The sequence below is a fragment of the Cognatilysobacter tabacisoli genome, assembly GCF_003586305.1.
Taxonomy (GTDB): domain Bacteria; phylum Pseudomonadota; class Gammaproteobacteria; order Xanthomonadales; family Xanthomonadaceae; genus Cognatilysobacter_A; species Cognatilysobacter_A tabacisoli.
In genome coordinates, this window is the sequence record NZ_KZ987400.1 from 415,678 (window position 1) to 438,198 (window position 22,521).

The following is a 22,521-nucleotide window of genomic DNA, read 5'->3' on the forward strand; positions in this document are numbered from 1 at the left end:
GAGGAAATGAGGCACTCGTTCATCTCCGGCCACTACGCGCCCAATTGCCGACGCAACCCGAACAGGCGCAAGTAAGCGGGGTCCTGTGCAACCTCTGGATAAGCTGCTACGCAAGCCTGGAGCAATTCAGGTAAGTCGGGTGGAACCGGATGTAGTGCCGGATCGATTAGAGCGCTGACGAGCCGGATGAACGCCAAGGGATGCTGTGCGACCAGCGCATCGTGTCGAGTCTCCAGCCGAAAGGCGTGCGCGAGCTGATAGAGGCGATACGGCACGAGCACGTCAAGGATTGCTTCAACTGCTTCTGGGAACGCATCGCCGCATTCGAGCGCCATCAACGAGAGCTTCTGCGATACGTCTGGATCACGAGCCGCAGCATCCAACGGCCAAATTCCGGTGAAGATCGGACCGATGATCGTTCGCCAGCGCTTCGGTCGGTCATTGTTTTCTCGGTCATCCGCGGCCATCTCGCGCCAGAGCTGCCAGGCAACGTTTCCTCTAACCGCAGTAGTTGCCATTGTCAGCGCACGCTTCATTTCGCCGAACGTCAGTTCATAATCCGCACCTTGGTCCTGGAGATGCCAGAACGCGATCTGCAGCAGCTTTCCGAATAGCCCCTCGAGCTCGTCGTCTGATAGCCCCTTGTCACCAAATCCAGCTAGCAGGTGAGGCTTCAGTGCCATGAACAAGCGTGACGAGCCGATGTGACCTGAGCCATAGGCTTTCCACATCGAGCGCGCTTCTGGATGCGCCCAATCTAGAAGGGGAACCAACCGCTCCGCTGTCCACGCGGGCGCGATTGCATCGAGGTAGGCCAGATCGCGCATCAATTGAACTCGCCCCAGCAAGCCCGCCCGCTGCTCGGCGCCCACGATCAAGTTGAACCGAGGCGCGAAATCCGGTGGCAGGTCACCTCCTGTAGGCTTCGTGGCATCCATCGCTGAAAGCAGCGCAGAAGCCAAGTGGCCGCCGGGGCGGTTTAGAGCTTCTGATAGCAAATCGTCTGCAAACCCACCGTGTGCTTTAGCGGGTTCGCGCTGCGCGTAGGCGATGGCGGCAAGCCGATCCCACACTTGAAAGAAGGGGGAATGCCCGTTCTCTGTTTCCCACAGCTGAACCCGTCGGCGCTCGATCCAGGACGCAGCTGAATCCAAAAGGCAGGTGAGTGCGTCCTCTCGCATCCGCAGTATCTGCTCCGACACCGCGTGCTGAAGGGCAGTCCCTTCATGCTCGGCCGCAGCCCATAGCAAATACCGCCAAGCTTCAACAGGCCAGCGTCCCGCATCACCTTCGACAACCAAACCGCGCAGTGCTCGTTCCGGATCGGCAGCGCTGAACACGCGCCACAGATCGCCTTCTTCGAACCGACGTTCAACCTGGATACGGAACGCCTCCTGCACCAGTTGGTAATCAGGAATCCCTGCTAGCAATTCGGGATGCCCGTCCGGGCCGTGCCGTACTTCGTGCCAAGACGGGAAATCATCCCGGTCATCTGCGCCGGGCGCCCACGCCGGATGCCTGGCCTGAATGTCCGCAAGCAAGCCATGACTCTCAGGCGCCAACTCACCGCCGATCGAGACGATTCGGGATAGGCGCCTGTGAATCGACGCATCCGAGATCGTTTGCCACGTATCCGCGTCGGCGAGAGCCTCCTCATCGAACAGCGACCGCGGCACTCCCCTTTGCAGACGCTGCTCGAGGGACTGTCTATCCTCTCCACTAAATCGCGCCCAGTGACCGGTCACTAGGCGCATGATCTCGACCTGCGCACCGCTCACCCAGAGAGTGTGGTCGTCCAGCGCCCGTAGCGTTTGCGCCACCTCACTCGATGCAAACAGGTCGGAGGCCTGGGCAAACAGCGCCAGGCGGCGTACGAGAAGGTACGGGGAGGCTTGCCAGCTTTTCGTAAGGGCTCGGGCCTGATTGGGATCGTCCCGGGCGATGCGCGTCCACAGATCCGCCAGCATTCGGGTGATCGGATAGAACCCTCGGCGGTTCCGGTTCTGCGGATGCTCGGCCACGGACGGCACATCGCGGCTAGGGACATCCCATCCCTCGAGTAGCCCCAGGTCCGACGCACGCTCGAGCACGTCCACAAGCGCACGGTCCAAGGCACGCAACAGCGCAGCGTTCGTACCGACCTTGTCCGGCCATGCCGCAAGGAGTTCTCCCGGTTCGGAATGGTCGAACGGCTGGAACTCCAGACGAAGCAGGCGGTGCAATGATTCTTCATCTGCAGTTGTGTCGTCTGGCCAGCGAAAGGGTCTTTCGATGGTCAACTGGGGCCTCAGGCTGCCGACCACCTGGTCGCGCGTCTCAAAGTCGAAGTTGCCACGTTGAACTGCCTGCAATCCATCGAGCCATCGACCTTTGAGCGCGTGGAGCCCCGGCCGAGCGCGCTTCACGACCAGTAACAGGCGCCAAGCGCGTTCGCGTACCGGCGAGAGTGTCTCGCGCTGCCGATCAAGTGCGCGTTCGATGGACCAACCAGTGGCTAGGTCAAGCTGTGGAAGCGCGGCACACGCCCGGATCATGTCCGGGTCATCAAGACGGCTAGCTATCCATTCGGCTGGAAGCGCGTCAGGCTGGAAGACGCCACGCTGAATAAGTATTGGCAGCCAAGCTGACGGGGGCGAGAGATCGGCGAGGAGCTGCGCGGCATCGCCGCGATCTAGCCAAGGCAAGCAGATTTGCGCCTCAGCATCAGAGGGCGGCCCCCCGGCATGGTCGCCGAACAGGCCACGAAGGCGCTCGCGGCGCCATGCGGTGGGGTCATCGGCATATCGTCGCCACTCGCGAAGCGACGAATAGAGCGCGCCGTGGTCGTGGCCTCTGACGTAATAGAGAATCGGCTCGACGCCCTTGGCTAACCACCGTGCGCGCGCACGCGGCTCGTCGCCGATTTCGCATTCCCCAAAGGCGTAGACCCTGTTTAGATCTGGAAAGCGCTCTCGGTCTGCTTCCAGCGCTTCCAGTAGGTAACGCATAGGCGGATCGTCGGCCTGGTAGCCGACAAGGACGAGTGTCTCCGCGCGGGCCAAATCATAGACATAGCGCGATGCCCATCCAGTCCGGAGATAAGCATCACCGAACTCCGCACTGGTCAATACAACATCGGTTTGCACCAAGTCGAGCTGCTCATCGGCCTGCCGGCCATGTAGATGAAGTATCCCTGTAGCGTTTGCACTTCTCGGTTGGGGGAGGGCTACGCCTGCATGACTCGCGATCCGCGTGCGATGGGTTTGGTGCCATGCCCGCTCAAAGAGGGTGTCGAAGTTGGTGGTCAGAAGACGTACTTGTCCCTCAGCATCGCGCGAAAGCGCAAGTAGAGCGGCATGATTTGCCAGATCCAACTCTTCGGCTTGGGCCAGGGCGGTGCTGACCGCGCTGCGAACGCGTTCACGCATGCTGCGATTCCGCGGCGACCCCGATGCGGCCAGCCGTCGCTCGAGGCACCGCAGAACGCGGTCGTACTGGCGTGTATCCATCGCCTCCTTTTCGGCCGGGTGATGCTCCCAATCTTCCCCAAGATGCTGATAGACGGCCTCGACCAGTTCACCAAACAGCGGTAGGCCGATTGTGCGCGAGACGCCGGCGCCGCATACAAAGACGGTTTCGCCTCTCTCTTGCCTCACGATGAGTTCGCGAGGGACATCTGGTCCGTCATCTACAAAACGCATGCTTTGGCTCAGGTCTCGTTCGTAAGTCGACAGCAGAGTGCATTGGCGCTCGCTTCACCTCAACCTGTCTGTCGCTCACCAAGAGTGGGATGGCGGCCATAACCGCTTCGGAAACCGCAACCTGGCTCACAGTGTTTCCATCGATGCCAATTTGCAATTGTTTGCAAATGCTCCGCCGCTCCGCGGCAGTCAGTGAAGTCTGAGCCCTTGCATGCCAGGGCTCTTAAAGGTTTCATCCGCCTTCGAGGTGTGGAGCTCCGTCGTTGAAATGCTGCTCCAGATCAAGTCTTTGACTTTGCTAGGTAGGGCAACCCAAAGTGAGGCGATAGCGACCGTCACGGCAGTGACCGTCAGCCACTCCATCCGGCGCTGTGCTTTGATGCTTTCCTGGACACTCAGAATCGCAGATAGCTGTTCGAAATGAGAGCGTACGGCGCTCTCTTCCTCATCTAGCCGAGAAGCAAGGAAGTGAACGCGCCGCCGGATTTCATCGGCGAGCTCGAGTGGATTCTCCCCACGCCAAGCGGGCGTCACGAACGACTCGCAGACATGACGGTAGGCGTGGACGTTCTCCGAATCCTTCGCCAGTTCGCGCATCACGGGCGGCGAGCCGAGGGTGCGGTCGAAGAAGCGTCCGATCTCTCCTAGCGTTCTTTTGACGTGGCCGCGCACCGAGCGCGCACGCTTTAGTGTTTCCCTGGACAGGCCCAAGTAACGTGCGTGCTCCTTGAGGTATTCGACTGTGGCAAGGCGCACGAGAGCGCCGCCCAACAGATCGTTCCCAACATAGGCATAGGTTCCGGCTTTGTGGCCGCCGAACGCTGCGAGCGCCGACTCCGGGTACGCAGCCAAGTCCATCGCCGCAACGATGTGCAAGCCCTGGTATTCCCCGCCAAATCGGTCCATCGTTAATTGCAATGCCGGCTGGTCAGTGTAGGTCCACACGTAACGGTTGGAGACGTGCGCAAGGAGCTGGCGCCAGCTATGAATGCTGGGACGTGGCGAGCCAGACGGCTCCGTCAGGATCGATCCGCTTGCAAGGGTCAGTAGCTCCATTGTTGGGAACCGATCCGGCCGCGTCAGTCCTGAGAAATAGCCCGGGAGCTGTCCGGCGAACCACTGGCCAACCATATGTCGCAGCATTGTTCGCACCTGTTCGACAGATGCTGTCTTTTGGTGCGTCGGTCCTATTAGCGCTACGCCCCTGGCGCGCGGCTGACGCTCTCGATATGTCGCGCGATCACGATTGAGCTCAGCTTCGTAGAGCCGCGCGAGCGAATCTTCCAGCCGAAAGCCAATGAGCACGGCGGTGAGCGACGGCGTCAACTGATGAATCGTCACCATCAACGCTCTTACGCCGTCTGGGAGCGAAGCGACATTCCTTACGCCGAGGTAGCTTTCGCGTTGATCTCGCCGCACCACCGGACCGACGTTGAACCAACCGCGCCAGCCGTAGGCACGATGTTGTGTAACCCAAAAGAGCGCGCTGTCGCGTTCACGAGTTCTCGTGCCACTACACCAGCCGAGCTTGCGGAGTCCCGCGTACAGGCCTTCAATTTCAGCAGGACCGTAGAGCTCTGCGCCCCAGATGCAATTTGCCCGCAGCTCCAGTTCTAGGGGAATGCGTGAAGACGCATTGTCTTGGGCATCCTGCTCGCGTTGGTAGCTAGCGTCCCACTCGTAAGGAGGTGGGACGTGATTTGGAAGAAGCCAGTGGGCAAGCCAATGCAGACGCTTGTGCCAGGGCCGCTTCCTGAATGTTGGGGTGGCCGGCCCCGCTTCCGTCGGTTCCTGCGTAGCCGACGCGCTTGCGGATTCGGATTCGACTTTAGGTTCGCGTGTTGCCTCTGTCATCTCATTTCCCTGAGCCACCCTTGGCCGTTCTGAGCAGCCCATTGACGCTCGCTCCGGTCCATCCTTCTAGACCAGGTACTTATTGCCAGCCGAGGGTAGCCGCGCGACAAAGTACGGACAACGTCCCCTGCGGGCCGAGCCGAGACGTACCTAATTCTTCAGAAAGCGGTACAGTGAGGGCCACGAGAGGGCGCGTGGGTTGCTCTCAAGCCTCAGGGAGGGGCGCAGGTGCCCAAGGCCATTCCAGCGGTTGCCTACCTTCGCACCAGCTCTGCAGCCAACGTAGGTGAGGGGAAGGACTCCCAGACCCGCCAGTGGATTGCTATCCAGGGGTTCGCCCGTCGAGCGGGGTACTCAATTGAAGAGCCCGCCTACTACGATGCGGCTGTCTCCGGGGCAGACTCGATAGACGCCCGGCCGGGGTTCCGCATGCTGCTGTCCCACCTAGCGGAACATCCAGAAGTGCGGGTGATCCTCGTTGAGACGGCCAGCCGTTTTGCGCGTGACCTGATCGTGCAGGAAACTGGCTACCGCCTCCTGCAGGAGCGCGGTATTGAACTTGTGGCCGCTGACTCCCCAGGCAGCTTTTTGGACGACAGTCCCACCGCTCAGCTCGTGCGTCAGGTCATGGGGGCCATCTCGCAGTTTGAGAAGGCTACCGTCGTAGCGAAACTGAGAGGGGCGCGGGAGCGCAAGCGCGCCACTAGCGGGAAATGCGAGGGCCGGAAGTCGCACCAGGAGCTGCGCCCCGAGGCAGTCGCATTGGCCCGCAGGTTGCGGCGAAAGAGGGCGGGTGCCCGACTGAGCTACCGAGAGATCGCCGCCGAACTGGCGCGGCAAGGCTGGACCAACGGCCGTGGCAACCCATTCCATGCATCGGCCGTTCGATCGATGCTCTCCCGCTAGTTGCTCGCCGTGGCACTGTCACGGGCGCGAGTACGGCAGGCGGCACGCCTGTTGGAACATCGCTCGCTGCAAGTTACTCGTTGCTAGTTGCCCGTCGCTCGTCGCTAGTCGATGGGCAAGTGGGAGTTCTGAATAGAAACGGGAGAGCCGAGGCGAGTCACTGCGTAGGTTTTCGGGTCGATCGTGAGCACGCCGCACGTCTTCTCGGCATGACACCTTGGACAGAGCACCCACAAATTCCCGATTGCCTCGCCACCCGCGTCAGCCTTCTGGATGATGTGGTCGACTTGGATGATCCAGCGCTGGACCCCGGATTTGCCTACGTAGCCCTGGCAGTAGCCACACACTTGGCATGTGAAACCCTCGAGGCACGCCACTCGATACTTCTGCCTGGCGTTTTCTATTCGCACGCGAGCCTGCCGCTGCTTGTGTGATGGTCCCGGCGGGTCTTGATACTTTTGGGCTGCGGCAAGTAGCTCTTCACGATCCTGGGCAGCAATCTCTTCGCGCTCACCGTCAGTCAGCAGCTCGACCTCGAGCTCGGCGCTGGCCTGCTGTGCATCGACCTGCACCCACGTGAGATCTGAAATGATGGTCCGTCGATACACCTCCCGAACTCGGGATATGGACCCATTGACGGGGAAGCTCGGCACGTCTGGTTCGATCTCGCGCGCCTCCTTCTCGATGTCGCTCAACGGGTAGGCGCTCTCAACTAGCGCACGTACCTCCGCCCTCCTGCGCTCCTCCGTCTTCGTCTCGAGCGGCGTTCTCAGATCGAGCTTGGCCAAATCGACTGGCGCGAGGCAAACATCTTCAATAGCGAAGGCGTTGGGCCAAAGATTGCTGCCCTTCTGGATCTCCTCGACCCACCAGTGCTCTGTCTTTCGGAACTTCCGGGCGCCAACACGCGCAAACCCAAGGATGGCCGACGGCGGGTTAGCGAAATAAAGGGAACTGCGAACTGAGTGGAACACCACGATGTCGCCTTCCTTGATCGCCTCCCAAGAACCCACGTTGTTGTCGTTCAACGCCCAGTGCCCTCTCTGGACCGCGGTGATGAAGTTCTCGACGGGGCCGGTGATCCTCCACACCTGCTCGACGGGTCGGTACTTCGAGACGAGCCGGGGTGCCGTGGCGATCGTGGCTGCGTCAGAAGGCGGGGGCGGCTCGGGAGCAGTGTCAGCCTGCGAAGCGAGCTTGGGCACGTATCTAGCGTCCTGGAGACGCTTCTCAGCAACACGGAGTACGTCTTCGGGGAAGTGCCGGTACCAGTCGCTCTCGAGGATGAGCGCCTCCACGGAAAGATCGAGGCGCTTGTTCTCCCACAGCTTCACGAAACCATCAGAGGGCGGCCTATTGGCCGCGAGAAGATCGAGCACGGTGGCGTATCCGCCCTTGCTGTTCAGCGCGCTCAGAAAGTGGTTCGGTGGGTACCCAATTTCGCGCTTTGCCCTATTGGCCGCGTCGCGCAGGAACTGAGTCAGACGCTCATTCTCCGCAGGGGTCATCGACAGCCTCAAAGTTGGTCGTACTTGCGGGCATGGCCACGTGCCTTATCGACCGGGTACTTGGCTGCGTTCTGCGCCAACTTGCCCAGGGCCGCGTCATGCAAATTCACATTTAGCTTGTCGGCGAGTCGGACGAGATAGAGCAAAACATCGGCCATCTCTTCAGCGACGTCCGCACGCACCGACTCGTCGAGCGAAGCACTCTCTTCCGCGGTGAGCCACTGAAAGTGTTCGAGGAGCTCCGCCGCCTCCACTGTCATCGCGGCCGCGAGGTTCTTCGGCGTGTGGAACTGATCCCAATCACGGTCTGCAGCGAACAGACGTAGACGATCTCGAAGGTCTGTCAGGGCATCAGGCTGGCTCATGCCTGGTCACTCTCGCGGGGTTCGGTAGGCGAATGCAGTGGGCGATAAGTCGCAGTCATTAGGCAGCCAATCCTCAATCAGCTTCACGGTGCCGCGCGACAGCACAGGCCGCCCCAATTCACGCGCCACCGAGATCCCATACAAGATGTAGAGGTCGGTAGTCGAGCCAGGGTCACGTGCAGCATTCACCTCTCCAATGGTGAGCAGGACCGACTCGCCCGCTGATTGCGTGGCTTTGACCTCCACCCGCCGATAGACGCCCTCGCGACGGCATTCGAGGTCGTAGGGCCGATTAGCGGACGTGTCCTCAACTTCATATCCGGCTTCGAGGTAGTGCGCGGTGGCGTGCTGCATGGCGTAGAGCTCCAGCGCGCGACGCAGCTCCGTATCACTCTGGCGCCCCTGCCCACCGCCACCTCGGCGTCGCACGATGGCCTCGCGGCGCTCGTCCTCAGCTGCGGCAGGCGGGCTATCGGGATGCCAGGCGTAGACCTCCCCCAGTGCGCCGGTCGCACTCGGGACGTAGTTGACTACCTCGAACAAGGCCGTGACGGGAAGCTCCCCTTCCAACTCTGGAGCGGACAGTTGCCCGCAATAGACGAAGGGTTGTGTCTTGCCTCGAACCTTTTCACGCACGCGCACAAACAAGTGAGCTGGCAGCTCTCCCGATGCCAGCCGCCGGATGACCGGCGACTTCTGCGATTGCCTCGTCTGACTTTGCCACCAAAACAGAGGGCCATCGAAGTAATCGCGATAGGTCTGGGGCTTGACGAGGGTCACTAGGAGAAGGAGAGCATTGTCGAAGCGGACGATGCCGCTCGCCCAATGTGGATCTCGAGGCCCTACGGGGGCGGTGACACCCCCTACCAGGGCGATGCCCTCTCGCGAATACGTTCCCCCAACGACCATCTGATCTAGAGCGATGCGCTCGCCTTGCATCAGCGTTCCCCCGACTTGGCCAGACTGTCGCCGACCATGAGGACCATGGTCAAGCCGCCGACCGCGCGATTAGGTCGTCCGTCCAAGAGCTCCTAGAGGCAGACGCTCGCGCCGAAAGCGGAGCCTCGATCCATTCCACGGCGATGGCTTCCAGGTCCGTCGAATTCTGGGGGAAGAACGGCCCGCCAGGTTTGCCGAGAAACCAGTCGCCCTGGAGCTCACCGCACTCGCATACGTTGCCGAAGTAAACGAAGCCCGCGGTATCCGACTCCACTGCTCGTATCCCAGGCGCGCTGCTCAGCCACGCAGACCGGGCAACCTCGTCCATCGCTTCGACATACATCAGGAGGGCGCTATCCCCGACCTCGCTCCATTCGCCTTCCTCGCACTCTTCATACGACGGAACCATGAGCGCGGAAACGGTAATGCGCGCCTGGCAGCGGTGGCACTCTGTACACGATTTCAAGATTGCAAACTTGGGCGCACGCAGAGATGGGGTCATGCGTTTAGCCTATCAGCGGTAGGTCCTTGAGAGCACAGAGCCACACGAAGGTACCTGCTCAGCGTACTTGTGGCCTGGGGTTGCTGCCATGCCGCCTACGTGCGGCTGTCCTGCAGCCCCAAGGTTCTATCCGAAGAGGGAAGAGGGAAGAGGGATGAGCATTCACAAGGGCCGTCGCAGGCCCTCCATCTATGAGTCCAATCGCGTTGGGCCGCCGATCACTCCGGACGATTTCGTCAAGACCGCCGCTTCGTTGCGTGCAGTGCTGGCCATGGCACAGATGACATTCCAGGGTCATGAACAGGACATGCAAGAGGCCTGGAAGCGCCTGGGCCGCGAGCTCAGCGCGGAGATCGGCAGTCAATGGAGCTTGCTCACCGCGATGCAGTACCTCACGGGCCAGCGCGCTGATAAAGCCGTTCAACACTGGCTTCCCGCCTTCGAACGCTCTGGGTTGACGCGGGGTCGAATCGAGGCGCTCGTCGCGCTCGCCAACGAGTACTGCGCCAACGGGGTCCCCGGCAAGACATTGAGCTCTGGACTTCTGGTCGACGCGTATCGGCAGCGACCGATGTCTCCTGAGGCGATCTTGGACCTCTTCGACCTTCCTGCGGACGTTATCGACCGAGTCAAGAGGGACGTCGCACAAGGCTCTCTCAATTCGCTCTAGCCACCCGCCGACTGCGACGGCGTTGGTGGCGTGGCTAGGCTTCTCGCCTCGGCTTCCTGGTCCGGCATCGGCTTCTGCTGCTCTGGCGAAACGCTTCGATGCTCGTCTGCCGTAGCTAACGACGCCGGGTGAGCCGCCATTACCTCGTCCAGAAGCGGACGCAGGCTAAAGAAGCAAGTTGCGTAGTCCGAAAGTCCCAGTTGACACGACGGCCTGCCGGTGACGTTTTCGACCCATTCCACCGTCTCACTGGCAAGGGCGATCTGCTGCACGTGTGCTCTGCAGGCAGTGAGCAGTTGATGAAGGATGGGGCCGTACGCAAAGGCGCCTAATCGATGCATGTCTCGCGGGAGGGCGCTTCGCAGTATGGGCCCGGCCCTTCCGTGTTGCACGACATGCCCAATCTCTTCGTCAAGGAAAAAGCCGAAACATGTGTGTACCTCGTTCTCTCGCCGGGCATGATCCATCTCGATTCGCGCGACCACGTGGCTGAAGCGGTGGTTCCGTGCGTCTGCGACCGCTGCGTAAGCCCGTCCCACCTCCACGTCTAAGACCAGTCGGACACTCTGTCCTGAACGTTGTGCAATCAACCACGCATTCCGAAGGCAGTTGTGCCGAAGCTCGTTACAGAATTCCCAGTACGCCTGGCTGTCAAGCCTCGCAATTGCTCTCTGAGGGAGATGGAGCAGGGGTAGGTTTCCAATCACAGGGTGCAGGAAGCTCATTGGCTGCTCTCCCCAGTTTCGGCAGCGAAGGCGCGACTTTCTGCCAATCGCAGGATCATGACTTCCGTGGAAGTGAGCGGCGCCGCAGCTTCCGCCCGCACATCTCGCAGGTCGACCCTGTCGAGGAAGCACTGAATCGCCTTGAGTCGAGATTCGTGTGGACCCTCCGCAGTTAGCTTGACGAGTTGGCTCACCACGAATTGGTGTCGCATCGGTGCTGTCGAGCGCAGATCATCTTCCATCTCGCGGATCAACTCGTCGAGCTTCGCTCGAAAGAGGGTGTTCCGATTCTTCCACTCGCTGACCGTTTGCCTCGTTACGCCGAGCTCCTGGGCAACGTCGCTTAGATCCTTGCCTGCGACGATCATTTCGAGGGCCTTGAGTTGTATGGGCTTAAGTCTGGCGGGGCTCGCACGTCGCGTAGGGCCCGGGCTGATGGTGTTCGGCATGTCGTCTCCGAGTGCAATTAATTGCAATCTCCAGTGGTGCGCGGCAGGGCAGCCTGCCGCGCCTGGATGGGTCAGCGCGCGAGATCGCTGCGGCAGGCGAATCCGCCGTAAAGGCGAATTTCGTCCTCCGCTCTCACCGGCCCGCCCGCAGGGCCTTGCCGGGTTCGAACGCCCAGCGTGGAGTCCATTCGAAAGTCCTGCGACTCCGAATGGATGGCCGCAGCCGGAGTCGCCGGCTCGGTAAGGGCGCGGAGCCCCTCGTGGAGGCGTGCGTGCTGGCTTCGCTCATGCTCAAACTCGGCGGCCGCATCCGCCTCCTTCTGGCGAGCGAGCTCCTGAAGCTCAAAGCTGAGTTGGTCGAGGGTCCTGACGCGGCTCATGGGGTGGCCTGTCGTTTGCTTACCGAATAGGCCATCCGGAACGCATCAAGGTCAGCGAACTGGTAGCGAAATGTACGTGCCCCATACTTCTGGTAAACGGGTCCGAGCCCGTTCTGTCGCCAACGACGGAGTGTCGAGCAGCTGACCCCCAGATAGGCCGCAGCATGTTTGGATCTAAGGCCGTACGTCTCGATTGCGCTTTTCATTTTCTTGGTCTCGACTGTGCGCAAAAGAGCGCGGGAGACCCTAAGAGATCACCTCCAACATCACCTGCCAACACAAGACTCAGGGGTGTTGCGACCTAAGAAAGCTGCTCACCGCAGCTTCGACGCGCGGTGGGTACGTCACTGCGCGTGCCGTCGCCCTCTGGGTGGTCTCCGTGCTTCCGCCGGAGTAAAGGGTGAAGGCGAGCGTCGGTAGGGCGTGTCCCACATAACGCGCGAGGTGCACCTGGTCCACGCCCAAGTTCTCCATCCGCGTGATGAAGGTGCGGCGCAGCGAGTGAAAGTCTGTCTCGCCACAAAGCCCCACCTTATTCCGGTGGTACCTGAAGGCTTGTCCGACGTGCCAGGACAGCTTCTTGTCGTAGCCCCCACCCCTGAGCTCGGGAAAGAGCTGCGCCGATGCGGGAGCACTTCTACGGGTGCGCGACCTGAGGATCGCGACGGGGATGTGATGCGCCACCGCCAAGTTCCGAACCCCGGCGGTCGTTTTGGTCCTTGTGATCTGGACAATCGCGACCCCACGATCCCAGCGGACGTCGGCGTGCGTCAGTGAGCAAAGCTCGTTGATTCGGGCGCCAGTGAAGAGGCCTAGCGCCATCACTTCACGAAGTGCAGGGTAGGTCGGAGAACCCGAGAACAGACGGAGCAGCTCAGTCATGGTGTAAGGGCGCTTTTTGGCCCCTACGCGTGCGTTGCCCGAATTTCGAATGCGGAAGCCAGACCAAGGATTCACGCCGTTGGCCACGAACCTTCGTGTGGCCATCCATGCCCAGAAGGCGCCTAAGGCGCTGAGCTTGCGGCGACGCGTGCTGGGACTGTCTGCCGACTGCCGAAGGCGTTCATCAACATACTGCGCCGCCAAGGCGGGCGTGACGACAGTGGGACTGCGGTTGCCACCTAGGAAGTCTCGAAGTTCGGCATACGCCTGCCGCCGCTGAAAACTGGTGGTCTTGAGGCAACCGGTGCTGTCGATCCACTTGTCGAGTAGACCATCCAGGCTGTTTTCGGTCGGCAGTTGCGCGTGTGCAATTAATTGCACGGCGGCCGCTTCTGTCGAGAAGCAGTCGACTGCACTTTGGGGATGAGGGCCGGCAAGTGGGGGCATGGCAGGGCGGGGACCCGGCGAGGTCGAACGAAGGACCTCGAGATGCCCCCAGATCTGGGCCAACGCAGCCCATTTCCGCTGGGCCGCTTGATCCAGGTCACGGGTGCCTAGCGCCCGTCGGATATGGGTGTTCCCCACACGCCCTTGCAGCCCGCGGGGGACTTTCACCCTGACGTACCAGGACTGGCCCAACCGCTGGAGGTACTTCGTCTTGCTCACTTGCCCCCGCCTTCACGGTCAGGGGGCTTCTTGCTGCTCGGGGGTCAAACTTGGGGGTCAAATTTTGGCGTGACCCGCCTCGCTGCCCAGGCCCTGCCGCCGAAGCGGAGGGCCCCATACGCTTACCCCGAGGGACTCAGCGCTTCATCGAGCTGAAGAACTCGTCGTTCGACTTGGTGGTCTTCATCTTGTCGAGCAGGAACTCCATCGCGCCGATCTCGTCCATGCCGTGCAGCAGCTTGCGCAGGATCCAGATCTTCTGCAGCAGCTCCGGTTCGATCAGCAGGTCCTCGCGGCGGGTGCCGCTGCGGTTGATGTCGATGGCCGGGTACACGCGCTTCTCGGCGATGCGGCGGTTCAGGTGCACTTCCGAGTTGCCGGTGCCCTTGAACTCCTCGTAGATCACCTCGTCCATCTTCGAGCCGGTGTCGATCAGCGCGGTCGCGATGATGGTCAGCGAGCCGCCCTCCTCGACGTTGCGCGCGGCGCCGAAGAAGCGCTTCGGCCGGTGCAGGGCGTTGGCGTCGACGCCGCCGGTCAGCACCTTGCCCGAGCTCGGCACGACGTTGTTGTAGGCGCGGGCCAGGCGGGTGATCGAGTCGAGCAGGATCACCACGTCCTTCTTGTGTTCGACCAGACGCTTGGCGCGCTCGATCACCATCTCGGCGACCTGCACGTGGCGCGCGGCCGGCTCGTCGAAGGTCGAGGAGACCACTTCGCCGCGCACGGTGCGCTGCATCTCGGTCACTTCTTCCGGGCGCTCGTCGACCAGCAGCACGATCAGGTGCACGTCCGGGTGGTTCGACGTGATCGCCGTGGCGACCTGCTGCATCATCATCGTCTTGCCGGCCTTCGGCGGCGACACGATCAGCGCGCGCTGGCCTTTGCCCTGCGGCGCCATCAGGTCGAGGATGCGGCCGGTGATGTCCTCGGTCGAACCGTCGCCGCGCTCGAGCTTGAACTTGCGGCGCGGGAACAGCGGCGTCAGGTTCTCGAACAGGACCTTGTTCTTGCTCGCTTCCAGCGGCTCGCCGTTGATCGTGTCGACCACCGACAGCGCGAAGTAGCGCTCGCCGTCCTTCGGCCAGCGGATGCGGCCGGACAGGTGGTCGCCGGTGCGCAGGTTGAAGCGGCGGATCTGGCTCGGCGAGATGTAGGTGTCGTCCGGGCCGGCCAGGTAGCTGGCCTCGAGCGCGCGCAGGAAGCCGAAGCCGTCCGGCAGGATCTCGAGCACGCCGTCGGCGACGACGCCTTCGCCGTGGCGCGTCAGCACCTTCAGGACCGCGAAGATCACGTCCTGCTTGCGCGCGCGGGCGACGCCTTCCTGGATCTGCAGCTGCTCGGCGACCTCGAGCAGGCGCGGGGTCGGCATGCGCTTGAGGTCGGACAGGCTGTAGGTGGGGAAGCCCTCGGGCACCTGCGGGTGCGGGCGCGGCACGAACTGCTCGTTACCGGCGCCTTCGTCGCCCATCCCGCCGTCGCGGCCGGGCCGGTCGCGGTTGCGGTCACGGCGATTGCGGAAGCGGTCGCGGCGGTTGCCGCGGTTGCCGCCTTCGCCGTCCTGCCCCTGGCCGCCGTCGCTGCCGTCGTTGCGTCCACCCTGGCGAGGCTCGCCCTGGGCGTTCTGCGGGTTGTGCTGGTGCTGGCCCTGCGGGGACTGGCCCGGCTGCGGCTGGCCCTGGCCGGCGTTCTGCGGCGCGGCGGGCGGGGTGGACGCGGCGGGCGGCGGCGGGGCGGCCTGCGGCGCGCTGGGCGCTTCGCTGGCGGCCGGTGCGGCGTCGGCCTTGCTCACGCGCGGCTTGCGCACGCGCTTCTCGGCGTTATCGCCGGCGTCGGGGGTCTGGTCGGACAAGCGTGGAATCCTCGCTAAGCGGCGAGCGCCCGCGGTGCGCGAGCGGGACGTCAGGGACGTGGGTGATTGGGTGGTGTTGCGAGAGGGGCGCGGCGTCGGCCCACTGAGTCAGGACGCCGGGGTGAGGCGAAACTAGCACCGGCGCCGCGGGCCGCGCAAGCCGGCGCGGCGCTTTGTTCAGGTCGTCGGGGGCGGCCTGGCGCCCCGCGGGCCCGCGCCGGGCGGCGCGGGCGGGTCCGTGCGACCGGCGCTCAGAGCGCCTTGTCGATCATCTGGCTCAGCTGGGCCTTGCCGACCGCGCCGATCTGCTGCGAGTGGATCTGGCCGTCCTTGAACAGCAGCAGCATCGGGATCGAGCGCACGTGGTACTTCATCGCGCTGGCGCGGTTGTGGTCGACGTTGACCTTCACGATCTTGGCCTTGCCGGCATACGTGTCGGCCAGTTCGTCCAGCGCCGGGGCGATCATCTTGCACGGGCCGCACCACTCGGCCCAGAAGTCGACCAGCACGGGCTCGGCCGACTGCAGCACGACGGCGTCGAAATCGGCATCGCCGACATGCATCACTTTCTCGCTCACGGGGGTCTCCTGCGGTGGTGGTCCGGCCGCCGGGCCGGCGCCGGGCGGTCGATGGCGTTAAACTGGGGCGTTTCGCGGCGGCTTCAAGGGCGCTGCGCCCGCGGCGGGGAAGCCCCCGATCGCCCACGGCAGTCTGCTTCGCCGACGCCACCCACGCAAGCGCAGTCCGCGCGCATGCCCTACTCGAAGACGCCCCCAAGACGCATGAGCGACAAGCCTCTCACCGACATCACCTTCGATTCCTTCGACCTGCACCCGAGCCTGCTGGCGGGGCTGGAATCGGCCGGATTCACCCGCACCACGCCGATCCAGGCGCTGACCCTGCCGATCGCCCTGCCGGGGCGCGACGTCGCCGGCCAGGCCCAGACCGGCACCGGCAAGACGCTGGCGTTCCTGGTCGCGGTGATCAACCGGCTGATGACCCGCCCGGCGCTGGCCGACCGCAAGCCCGAGGACCCGCGCGCGCTGATCCTGGCGCCGACCCGCGAGCTGGCGATCCAGATCCACAAGGACGCGGTCAAGTTCGGCTCCGACCTCGGGCTGAAGTTCGCCCTGGTCTACGGCGGCGTCGACTACGACAAGCAGCGCGAGCTGCTGCAGAAGGGCGCCGACGTGATCATCGCCACGCCCGGGCGGCTGATCGACTACGTCAAGCAGCACAAGGTCGTCAGCCTGCACGCGTGCGAGGTCTGCGTGCTCGACGAGGCCGACCGCATGTTCGACCTGGGCTTCATCAAGGACATCCGCTTCCTGCTGCGGCGCATGCCCGAGCGCACCACCCGGCAGACGCTGCTGTTCTCGGCGACGCTGAGCCACCGCGTGCTCGAGCTGGCCTACGAGCACATGAACGAGCCGGAGAAGGTGGTCGTCGAGACCGAGTTCATCACCGCCGCGAAGGTCCGCCAGAAGGTGTACTTCCCGGCCGACGACGAGAAGATCCCGCTGCTGCTGGGCCTGCTGTCGCGCAGCGAGGGCGCGCGCACGATGGTGTTCGTCAACACCAAGGCGTTCGTCGAGCGCGTCGCGCGCGCGCTGGAGCGCGGCGGCTACCGCGTCGGCGTGCTCAGCGGCGACGTGCCGCAGAAGAAGCGCGAGTCGCTGCTGGCCAAGTTCCAGAAGGGCCAGCTGGAGATCCTGGTCGCTACCGACGTCGCCGCGCGCGGCCTGCACATCGATGGCGTGTCGCACGTCTACAACTACGACCTGCCGTTCGACGCCGAGGACTACGTGCACCGCATCGGCCGCACCGCGCGCCTCGGCGCCGAGGGCGACGCGATCAGCTTCGCGTGCGAGCGCTACGCGATGAGCCTGCCGGACATCGAGAGCTACATCGAGCAGAAGCTGCCGACCGAGCCGGTCACCCGCGAGCTGCTGGTTGCGCTGCCGCGCGCGCCGCGCGAGGTGCCGGAGGGCGTCGAAGGCGAGGACGCCAACGAGAGCATCGGCGCGATCTTCAAGGAGGTGCGCGAGGCGCGCGCCGCCGAGGACGAGCGCCGCGGCGGCGGTGCCGGTCGCGGCCGCAGCGGTCCCGGCGCGGGTCCGCGCGCGGGCGGCGGTCGTGGCGAGCGCAGCGGTCCGCGCGGCGAGGGCCGTCGCGACGGTGCGCCGCGCAGCGACCGTCCGCGCCGCGAGCCGAAGCCGGCCGAGGCGGGCGTCCCGGTCGATGCCGACGTCGCCGCGGCGGTTGCCGCGCCGGCGCGCGCCGCCGCGCCGACGGCCGTGCCGGGCGGTGCCGGCGACGCCGAGCGCGCGCCGCGCAAGCGCCGTCGCCGCCGCGGCGGCAAGCGCATCGACGGCGGCGACGCCGTGGCCGCGACTCCGGCACCGGCCGCACCGGCGTCCAAGCCGGCGCGCGCGCCGAAGTCCGCGCGCGAGGCCGCGCCGGCCGGCGGCGACAAGCCGTCGCTGCTGAGCCGTATCGGCACCGGGCTGCGCAAGCTGATCACCCGCGCGCCGAACTCGCAGCACTGACGCCACCGCCCGCCGGCGATCGCCGGCGATGCACGGATCGGCACCTCGGCGCCGCGTCGGCTTCCGGCGCGGCGTCGTCGTTCGTGCGGACCGGCATTGCGTGCGCCGGCGCGCATCGCCGATCGCGGGCGCTCGCGTCCGTCCCGACGCGTGCACCCTCCGTCGCAAACCCGATCCGCGTCACGCCGGTGCGCTGGCCTTCGCCGCGCGCGCCGCCGATACTTGCCGCCATCCTCGATCCCGGTGGCGCGATGGCCGTCCTGCGCTTCGACAACGTCAGCAAGCAGTACCCCGGTGGGCAGACCGCGCTCGCCGAGGTCAGCTTCGACGTGGGCGAAGGCGAGATGCTGTTCGTCACCGGCCACTCGGGCGCCGGCAAGAGCACGCTGCTGAAGCTGATCCACCTCAGCGAGCGGCCCAGCCGCGGCTCGGTGCTGTTCGCGGACCGCAACCTGCTGAAGGTGCGCGGCGCGCGCGTGGCCCACCACCGGCGCGACGTCGGCGTGGTCTACCAGGACCACCGCCTGCTGCACGACCGCACCGTCGCCGACAACGTCGCGCTGCCGCTGCTGCTGCGCGGCATGCGCCGCGGCGAGATCGCCAAGCGCGTGCGCGTGGTGCTCGAGAAGGTCGGCCTGGCCGCGCGCGAGCGCGCGCTGCCGTCGCAGCTGTCGGCCGGCGAGCAGCAGCGCGTCGGCATCGCCCGCGCGGTCGTCGCCGAGCCGCGCCTGCTGGTGGCCGACGAGCCGACCGGCAACCTCGACCCGACCCTGTCGGCCGAAATCATGGCCCTGTTCGCGTCGCTGCCCGAGCGCGGCACCAGCGTGCTGGTCGCCAGCCACGACCTGGCGCTGGTCAAGCGCATGAAGAAGCGCGTGCTGGTGTTGAACCAGGGCCGGCTGGCCGACGACATCGCCCCGGGCGACCTGGCCTCGTGAGCGCGACGCCGGAACCGGCCAGCACCGGGGCGCGCACGCGCGGGCGTTCGCCCGGCGGGCAGTCGCGGCTCGGCAGCTGGTTCGACCACCACGTCTACAGCATCGTGGCCAGCGTCGGCCGGATGCTGCGCAAGCCGTGGGCGACCGCGCTGACGGTCGGCGTGATGGCGGTGGCGATCGCGCTGCCGCTCGGACTGTGGATCGCGCTGGCGAACGTCGAGCGTTTCGCCGGCGATGTGCAGCGCTCGCGCCAGGTGCAGGTGTTCCTGGAGCCGGCCATCGACGTAGCCCGCGCGCGCGCGCTGGCCGACAGCCTTCGCGGCCGCGCCGACGTCGCCGCGGTCGAGCTGCGCACGCCCGAACAGGGCCTGGCCGAACTGCGCGAGCGCGCCGGGCTTGCCGACGCGGTCGCGGCCGTCGCTGCCGACGGGGACGCGGCCAACCCGCTGCCGAGCCTGCTGGTCGTGACCCCGCGCGGCGACGAGCTGCTGCTGGCGCAGTCGCTGCAGGCGCTGCCGGAGGCCGACGTGGTCCAGCACGACGCCGGCTGGCGCCAGCGGCTCGACGGCTGGCTGCGCTTCGGCGGGCGGCTCGCGCTGGTGCTCGCCGCGCTGCTCGGCCTCGGCGCGCTGCTGGTGGTCGGCAACACGGTGCGGCTCGACATCCAGTCGCGGCGCGAGGAGATCGGCGTGCTGCAGCTGCTCGGCGCGACCGACGGCTTCATCCGCCGCCCGTTCCTGTACCTCGGCGCCTGCTACGGGCTGGCCGCCGGCGCCCTGGCGCTCGGCCTGCTGACCGCCGCCGACCAGGCGCTGGGCCCGCCGCTGGCCGAGCTTGCCGGCAGCTACGGCAGCCGCTTCGCGCTGCGCGGCTTCGACCTGCGCCAGGCGCTGGCCATCGTCGCCGGCGCCGGCGTTCTGGGCTGGCTCGGCGCGGGGCTGGTCACCGGCCACTACCTGCGCCAGACGCGACCGACGACATGACCGGCGAATCGCAGGACCTGCGCCACCTCGGCACCGCCGCGCCGCGGATCATGGTCGTCGACGGCTCCAAGCTGGTGCGCCGGCTGATCGGCGACGTGCTGTCGCGCGAGCTGCCGGACGTGGTCGTGGTGCCGTGCGCCGGCGTCGCCGAGGCGCGCGCCGCGCTGGCCGACGGCGCGGTCGACCTGGTCACCACCTCGCTGGTGCTGCCCGACGGCGACGGCATCGCGCTGGCCCATGCGGTCCGCGAGGCCGCCGGGCAGGCGTACGTGCCGGTGATCGTGGTGTCCGGCGACGCCCAAGCGCACCTCGAGGACCGGCGCTTCACCGAGGACGTCACCGACTACTTCGACAAGTCGCTCGGCCACCAGGCCCTCGCCGCCTTCATCCGCGGCTACGTGCATCCGCAGCCGATTCCCGGCGCGCGCGTGCTGTACGTCGAGGACAGCAAGGTCGTCGCGCTGGCGACCAAGCGCATGCTCGAGCGCCACGGCATGCAGGTGATGCACTTCATCGGCGTCGAGGAGGCGCTCGAGTACCTCGAGCCGCTTCGCGGCGGCGACGACCCCGGCGCCGACCTGGTGCTGACCGACGTCTACCTGAAGGGCGCGCTGAGCGGCAACGACCTGCTGGACCGCCTGCGCAACGACTTCGGCTACGGCAAGCGCCGCCTGCCGGTGCTGGTCATGACCGGCGACGCCAACCCGCGCAACCAGAGCGAGCTGCTGCGGCAGGGCGCCAACGATCTGGTGCTCAAGCCGATCGAGGAGCGCCGGCTGGTGACCAAGGCGCTGTTCCAGCTGCGCCTGGCCCGGCTGCCGGAGCCGACCTCGCTCGACGCCGAGTGAGCGGCGCCGTGCCGCCCAGCGACGCCGACCGGATCCAGCTCGAGCCGTCGTGGAAGGCGCGGGTCGGCGACTACCTGCTGAGCGAGCCGATGCGGCAGCTGGCCGCGTTCCTGCGCGCGCGCAAGGCCGCCGGCGCGCGGATCTACCCGCCCGGCCCGGACATCTTCGCGGCGTTCGACGCCTGCCCGTTCGACGCGACCCGGGTGGTGATCCTCGGCCAGGACCCGTACCACGGCCCGGGCCAGGCGCACGGGCTGTGCTTCTCGGTGCGCCCGGGCGTGCCGGTGCCGCCGTCGCTGGACAACATCTTCAAGGAAATCGCGCGCGACGTCGGCGCGCCGCGGCCGAACCACGGCTGCCTGCTGCCGTGGGCGCGGCAGGGCGTGCTGCTGCTCAACGCGGTGCTGACGGTCGAGGACGGCCGCGCCGGCGCGCACCAGGGCAAGGGCTGGGAGGGCTTCACCGACCACGTCGTCGACGTGCTCAACCGCGAGCGCGAGGGCCTGGTGTTCCTGCTGTGGGGCAGCTACGCGCAGGCCAAGGGCAAGGTCATCGACACCGCCCGGCACCGGGTGCTGAAGGCCCCGCACCCGTCGCCGCTGTCGGCGCACCGCGGCTTCCTCGGCTGCGGCCACTTTTCCGCGGCCAACCAGTACCTGGCCCGGACCGGCCAGCGGCGCATCGACTGGACCCTGCCGCCCCGCGCCACGCTGCCGGCCTGACGCCGCCGAGGTCGGGTAGGCTGTCAGTCACGGCTTGACCGGCCGTCGACGCGGCCCCATGCAGGGTGGTGACCGGCCCCGCGGCCGAGCGCCGTTCCATGAATGCAACGCTGCGGGAACTTCCGGGGTCTTTAGCAGTCCCAGACCCCGACTGCTAAACTCGGACCCCATGAGCCAGACCTCCCCTACCGCGCTCGTTCCCCACAACCTGCCCATCCCGTCCGCGCTCGGCTCGCTCGACGCGTATATCAACGCCGTGCACCGCATCCCGGTGCTGACGGTCGAGGACGAGCAGGCCCTGGCACGCCGCTACCGCGACGAGGAAGACCTCGACGCGGCCCGCGAGCTCGTCCATTCGCACCTGCGCTTCGTCGTGCACGTGGCCCGCGGCTACAACGGCTACGGCCTGCCGATGGGCGACCTGGTGCAGGAGGGCAACATCGGCCTGATGAAGGCGGTCAAGCGCTTCGACCCCGACCAGGGCGTGCGGCTCGTGAGCTTCGCCGTGCACTGGATCCGCGCGGAGATGCACGAGTTCATCCTGAAGAACTGGCGCATCGTCAAGGTCGCCACGACCAAGGCGCAGCGCAAGCTGTTCTTCAACCTGCGCAAGAGCAAGACCCGACTGGGCTGGCTCAACGCCGCCGAGGTCAGCGCCGTGGCCAAGGACCTCAACGTGTCCGAGCGCGAGGTCATGGAGATGGAGTCGCGCCTGTCCGGCCGCGACATCGGCTTCGATGCGCCCGACGAGGACGACGACCACGCGCCGCCGTCGCCGGTCGCCTACCTGCGCGCCGACGGCGAGGACCCGTCGCAGATGTACGAGCGTCGCGACGAGGAGGACAGCACGCTCGCCGTGCTGCGCGAGGGTCTGGCGAACCTCGATGCGCGCTCGCGCGACATCATCAAGCGCCGCTGGCTCGACGACGAGAACAAGGTGACGCTGCAGGAGCTGGCCGACGAATACGGCGTCAGCGCCGAGCGCATCCGCCAGGTCGAGGCGAACGCGCTGAAGAAGATGAAGGCGCTGTTCGCGGCCTGACCTGCGCACGGCGGCAATACCAGCGGAGGCCCGGGAAACCGGGCCTTCGCCGTTGTGGCGG

20 protein-coding genes and 1 pseudogene are annotated in these 22,521 nt (G+C 65.6%); 8 read left to right on the plus strand and 13 right to left on the minus strand.

The window, feature by feature from the left end; all coding sequences use genetic code 11:
• Nucleotides 1-32: 32 nt before the first annotated feature.
• Nucleotides 33-3,680: an SIR2 family protein gene (locus D3A60_RS01775; RefSeq protein WP_119716990.1), complete on the minus strand. Its 3,648-nt coding sequence runs from the start codon at nt 3,678-3,680 to the stop codon at nt 33-35.
• Nucleotides 3,681-3,869: 189 nt separating this feature from the next.
• Entirely contained in the window at nt 3,870-5,534 is a 1,665-nt protein-coding gene (locus D3A60_RS14435) for a hypothetical protein (protein WP_157981372.1), read from the minus strand.
• Nucleotides 5,535-5,762: 228 nt separating this feature from the next.
• Here D3A60_RS14435 and D3A60_RS01785 point away from each other — a divergent pair, with 228 nt between their 5' ends.
• Complete coding sequence (locus D3A60_RS01785) at nt 5,763-6,440, plus strand: recombinase family protein (RefSeq protein WP_119716992.1); 678 nt, start codon at nt 5,763-5,765, stop codon at nt 6,438-6,440.
• A gap of 104 nt (nt 6,441-6,544) precedes the next feature.
• On the opposite strand, the gene D3A60_RS01790 is transcribed toward D3A60_RS01785, so the two are convergent.
• The 4 genes from D3A60_RS01790 to D3A60_RS14615 all read right to left on the minus strand — a co-directional run bounded on the left by D3A60_RS01790 (nt 6,545) and on the right by D3A60_RS14615 (nt 9,754).
• Entirely contained in the window at nt 6,545-7,948 is a 1,404-nt protein-coding gene (locus tag D3A60_RS01790; RefSeq protein ID WP_119716993.1) for an HNH endonuclease signature motif containing protein, read from the minus strand.
• Nucleotides 7,949-7,956: 8 nt separating this feature from the next.
• Complete coding sequence (locus D3A60_RS01795; protein ID WP_119716994.1) at nt 7,957-8,313, minus strand: nucleotide pyrophosphohydrolase; 357 nt, start codon at nt 8,311-8,313, stop codon at nt 7,957-7,959.
• A gap of 6 nt (nt 8,314-8,319) precedes the next feature.
• Nucleotides 8,320-9,093: a protein NO VEIN domain-containing protein gene (locus tag D3A60_RS01800; RefSeq protein WP_331250538.1), complete on the minus strand. Its 774-nt coding sequence runs from the start codon at nt 9,091-9,093 to the stop codon at nt 8,320-8,322.
• A 208-nt stretch (nt 9,094-9,301) separates the two neighbouring features.
• The gene (locus D3A60_RS14615) at nt 9,302-9,754 is read right to left on the minus strand and encodes a hypothetical protein (protein WP_196778610.1); all 453 of its coding nucleotides are present in this window, start codon (nt 9,752-9,754) and stop codon (nt 9,302-9,304) included.
• 154 nt (nt 9,755-9,908) lie between these two features.
• On the opposite strand from D3A60_RS14615, the gene D3A60_RS01810 reads away from it, so the two are divergent.
• Nucleotides 9,909-10,424, plus strand: a complete 516-nt coding sequence (locus D3A60_RS01810) for a hypothetical protein (protein WP_157981373.1) — start codon at nt 9,909-9,911, stop codon at nt 10,422-10,424.
• Nucleotides 10,425-11,145: 721 nt separating this feature from the next.
• On the opposite strand, the gene D3A60_RS01820 is transcribed toward D3A60_RS01810, so the two are convergent.
• From D3A60_RS01820 to trxA, 7 genes and pseudogenes are all read right to left on the minus strand, one after another.
• On the minus strand, nt 11,146-11,598 hold the full coding sequence (locus tag D3A60_RS01820) for a phBC6A51 family helix-turn-helix protein (RefSeq protein WP_196778611.1): 453 nt from the start codon (nt 11,596-11,598) through the stop codon (nt 11,146-11,148).
• A 71-nt stretch (nt 11,599-11,669) separates the two neighbouring features.
• Complete coding sequence (locus D3A60_RS01825) at nt 11,670-11,978, minus strand: hypothetical protein (RefSeq protein ID WP_119717000.1); 309 nt, start codon at nt 11,976-11,978, stop codon at nt 11,670-11,672.
• On the minus strand, nt 11,975-12,208 hold the full coding sequence (locus D3A60_RS14790; protein WP_407062746.1) for a helix-turn-helix transcriptional regulator: 234 nt from the start codon (nt 12,206-12,208) through the stop codon (nt 11,975-11,977). Before D3A60_RS14790 ends, D3A60_RS01825 begins: the two co-directional genes overlap by 4 nt.
• A gap of 55 nt (nt 12,209-12,263) precedes the next feature.
• On the minus strand, nt 12,264-13,241 hold the full coding sequence (locus D3A60_RS01835) for a tyrosine-type recombinase/integrase (protein ID WP_157981374.1): 978 nt from the start codon (nt 13,239-13,241) through the stop codon (nt 12,264-12,266).
• 126 nt (nt 13,242-13,367) lie between these two features.
• Nucleotides 13,368-13,526 (minus strand): annotated as a pseudogene (locus tag D3A60_RS14795) (DUF6538 domain-containing protein); the annotation flags it as partial.
• A gap of 136 nt (nt 13,527-13,662) precedes the next feature.
• Nucleotides 13,663-15,378, minus strand: a complete 1,716-nt coding sequence (rho, locus tag D3A60_RS01840) for a transcription termination factor Rho (RefSeq protein ID WP_119717003.1) — start codon at nt 15,376-15,378, stop codon at nt 13,663-13,665.
• A gap of 251 nt (nt 15,379-15,629) precedes the next feature.
• On the minus strand, nt 15,630-15,956 hold the full coding sequence (trxA, locus tag D3A60_RS01845; protein WP_119717004.1) for a thioredoxin: 327 nt from the start codon (nt 15,954-15,956) through the stop codon (nt 15,630-15,632).
• 204 nt (nt 15,957-16,160) lie between these two features.
• Here trxA and rhlB point away from each other — a divergent pair, with 204 nt between their 5' ends.
• The 6 genes from rhlB to rpoH all read left to right on the plus strand — a co-directional run bounded on the left by rhlB (nt 16,161) and on the right by rpoH (nt 22,460).
• Nucleotides 16,161-17,927 carry an ATP-dependent RNA helicase RhlB gene (rhlB, locus tag D3A60_RS01850; protein WP_119717005.1) on the plus strand — a complete coding sequence of 589 codons (1,767 nt, stop codon included), beginning with the start codon at nt 16,161-16,163 and terminating at the stop codon, nt 17,925-17,927.
• 251 nt (nt 17,928-18,178) lie between these two features.
• The gene (gene ftsE / locus D3A60_RS01855; RefSeq protein ID WP_119717006.1) at nt 18,179-18,865 is read left to right on the plus strand and encodes a cell division ATP-binding protein FtsE; all 687 of its coding nucleotides are present in this window, start codon (nt 18,179-18,181) and stop codon (nt 18,863-18,865) included.
• Nucleotides 18,862-19,848 (plus strand): permease-like cell division protein FtsX, encoded by a 987-nt coding sequence (ftsX, locus tag D3A60_RS01860; protein ID WP_231120359.1) that lies wholly within the window; start codon nt 18,862-18,864, stop codon nt 19,846-19,848. The genes ftsE and ftsX overlap by 4 nt, the downstream gene beginning before the upstream one ends.
• A complete protein-coding gene (locus D3A60_RS01865) occupies nt 19,845-20,696 on the plus strand; it encodes a response regulator (RefSeq protein ID WP_119717007.1) in 852 nt (283 codons plus the stop codon). Before ftsX ends, D3A60_RS01865 begins: the two co-directional genes overlap by 4 nt.
• An 8-nt stretch (nt 20,697-20,704) precedes the next feature.
• Complete coding sequence (gene ung / locus D3A60_RS01870; protein ID WP_119717503.1) at nt 20,705-21,418, plus strand: uracil-DNA glycosylase; 714 nt, start codon at nt 20,705-20,707, stop codon at nt 21,416-21,418.
• Between the two features lie 169 nt (nt 21,419-21,587).
• Nucleotides 21,588-22,460: an RNA polymerase sigma factor RpoH gene (rpoH, locus tag D3A60_RS01875; RefSeq protein WP_119717008.1), complete on the plus strand. Its 873-nt coding sequence runs from the start codon at nt 21,588-21,590 to the stop codon at nt 22,458-22,460.
• Nucleotides 22,461-22,521 lie beyond the last annotated feature (61 nt).

Bases quoted from the DNA above. Each gene is read 5' to 3' on its own strand.
- D3A60_RS01775 (WP_119716990.1), bottom strand. From the start codon at position 3,680: ATGCGTTTTGTAGATGACGGACCAGATGTCCCTCGCGAACTCATCGTG.
- D3A60_RS14435 (WP_157981372.1), bottom strand. From the start codon at position 5,534: ATGACAGAGGCAACACGCGAACCTAAAGTCGAATCCGAATCCGCAAGC.
- D3A60_RS01790 (WP_119716993.1), bottom strand. From the start codon at position 7,948: ATGACCCCTGCGGAGAATGAGCGTCTGACTCAGTTCCTGCGCGACGCG.
- D3A60_RS01795 (WP_119716994.1), bottom strand. From the start codon at position 8,313: ATGAGCCAGCCTGATGCCCTGACAGACCTTCGAGATCGTCTACGTCTG.
- D3A60_RS14615 (WP_196778610.1), bottom strand. From the start codon at position 9,754: ATGACCCCATCTCTGCGTGCGCCCAAGTTTGCAATCTTGAAATCGTGT.
- D3A60_RS01810 (WP_157981373.1), top strand. From the start codon at position 9,909: ATGAGCATTCACAAGGGCCGTCGCAGGCCCTCCATCTATGAGTCCAAT.
- D3A60_RS01820 (WP_196778611.1), bottom strand. From the start codon at position 11,598: ATGCCGAACACCATCAGCCCGGGCCCTACGCGACGTGCGAGCCCCGCC.
- D3A60_RS01825 (WP_119717000.1), bottom strand. From the start codon at position 11,978: ATGAGCCGCGTCAGGACCCTCGACCAACTCAGCTTTGAGCTTCAGGAG.
- rhlB (WP_119717005.1), top strand. From the start codon at position 16,161: ATGAGCGACAAGCCTCTCACCGACATCACCTTCGATTCCTTCGACCTG.
- ftsE (WP_119717006.1), top strand. From the start codon at position 18,179: ATGGCCGTCCTGCGCTTCGACAACGTCAGCAAGCAGTACCCCGGTGGG.
- D3A60_RS01865 (WP_119717007.1), top strand. From the start codon at position 19,845: ATGACCGGCGAATCGCAGGACCTGCGCCACCTCGGCACCGCCGCGCCG.
- rpoH (WP_119717008.1), top strand. From the start codon at position 21,588: ATGAGCCAGACCTCCCCTACCGCGCTCGTTCCCCACAACCTGCCCATC.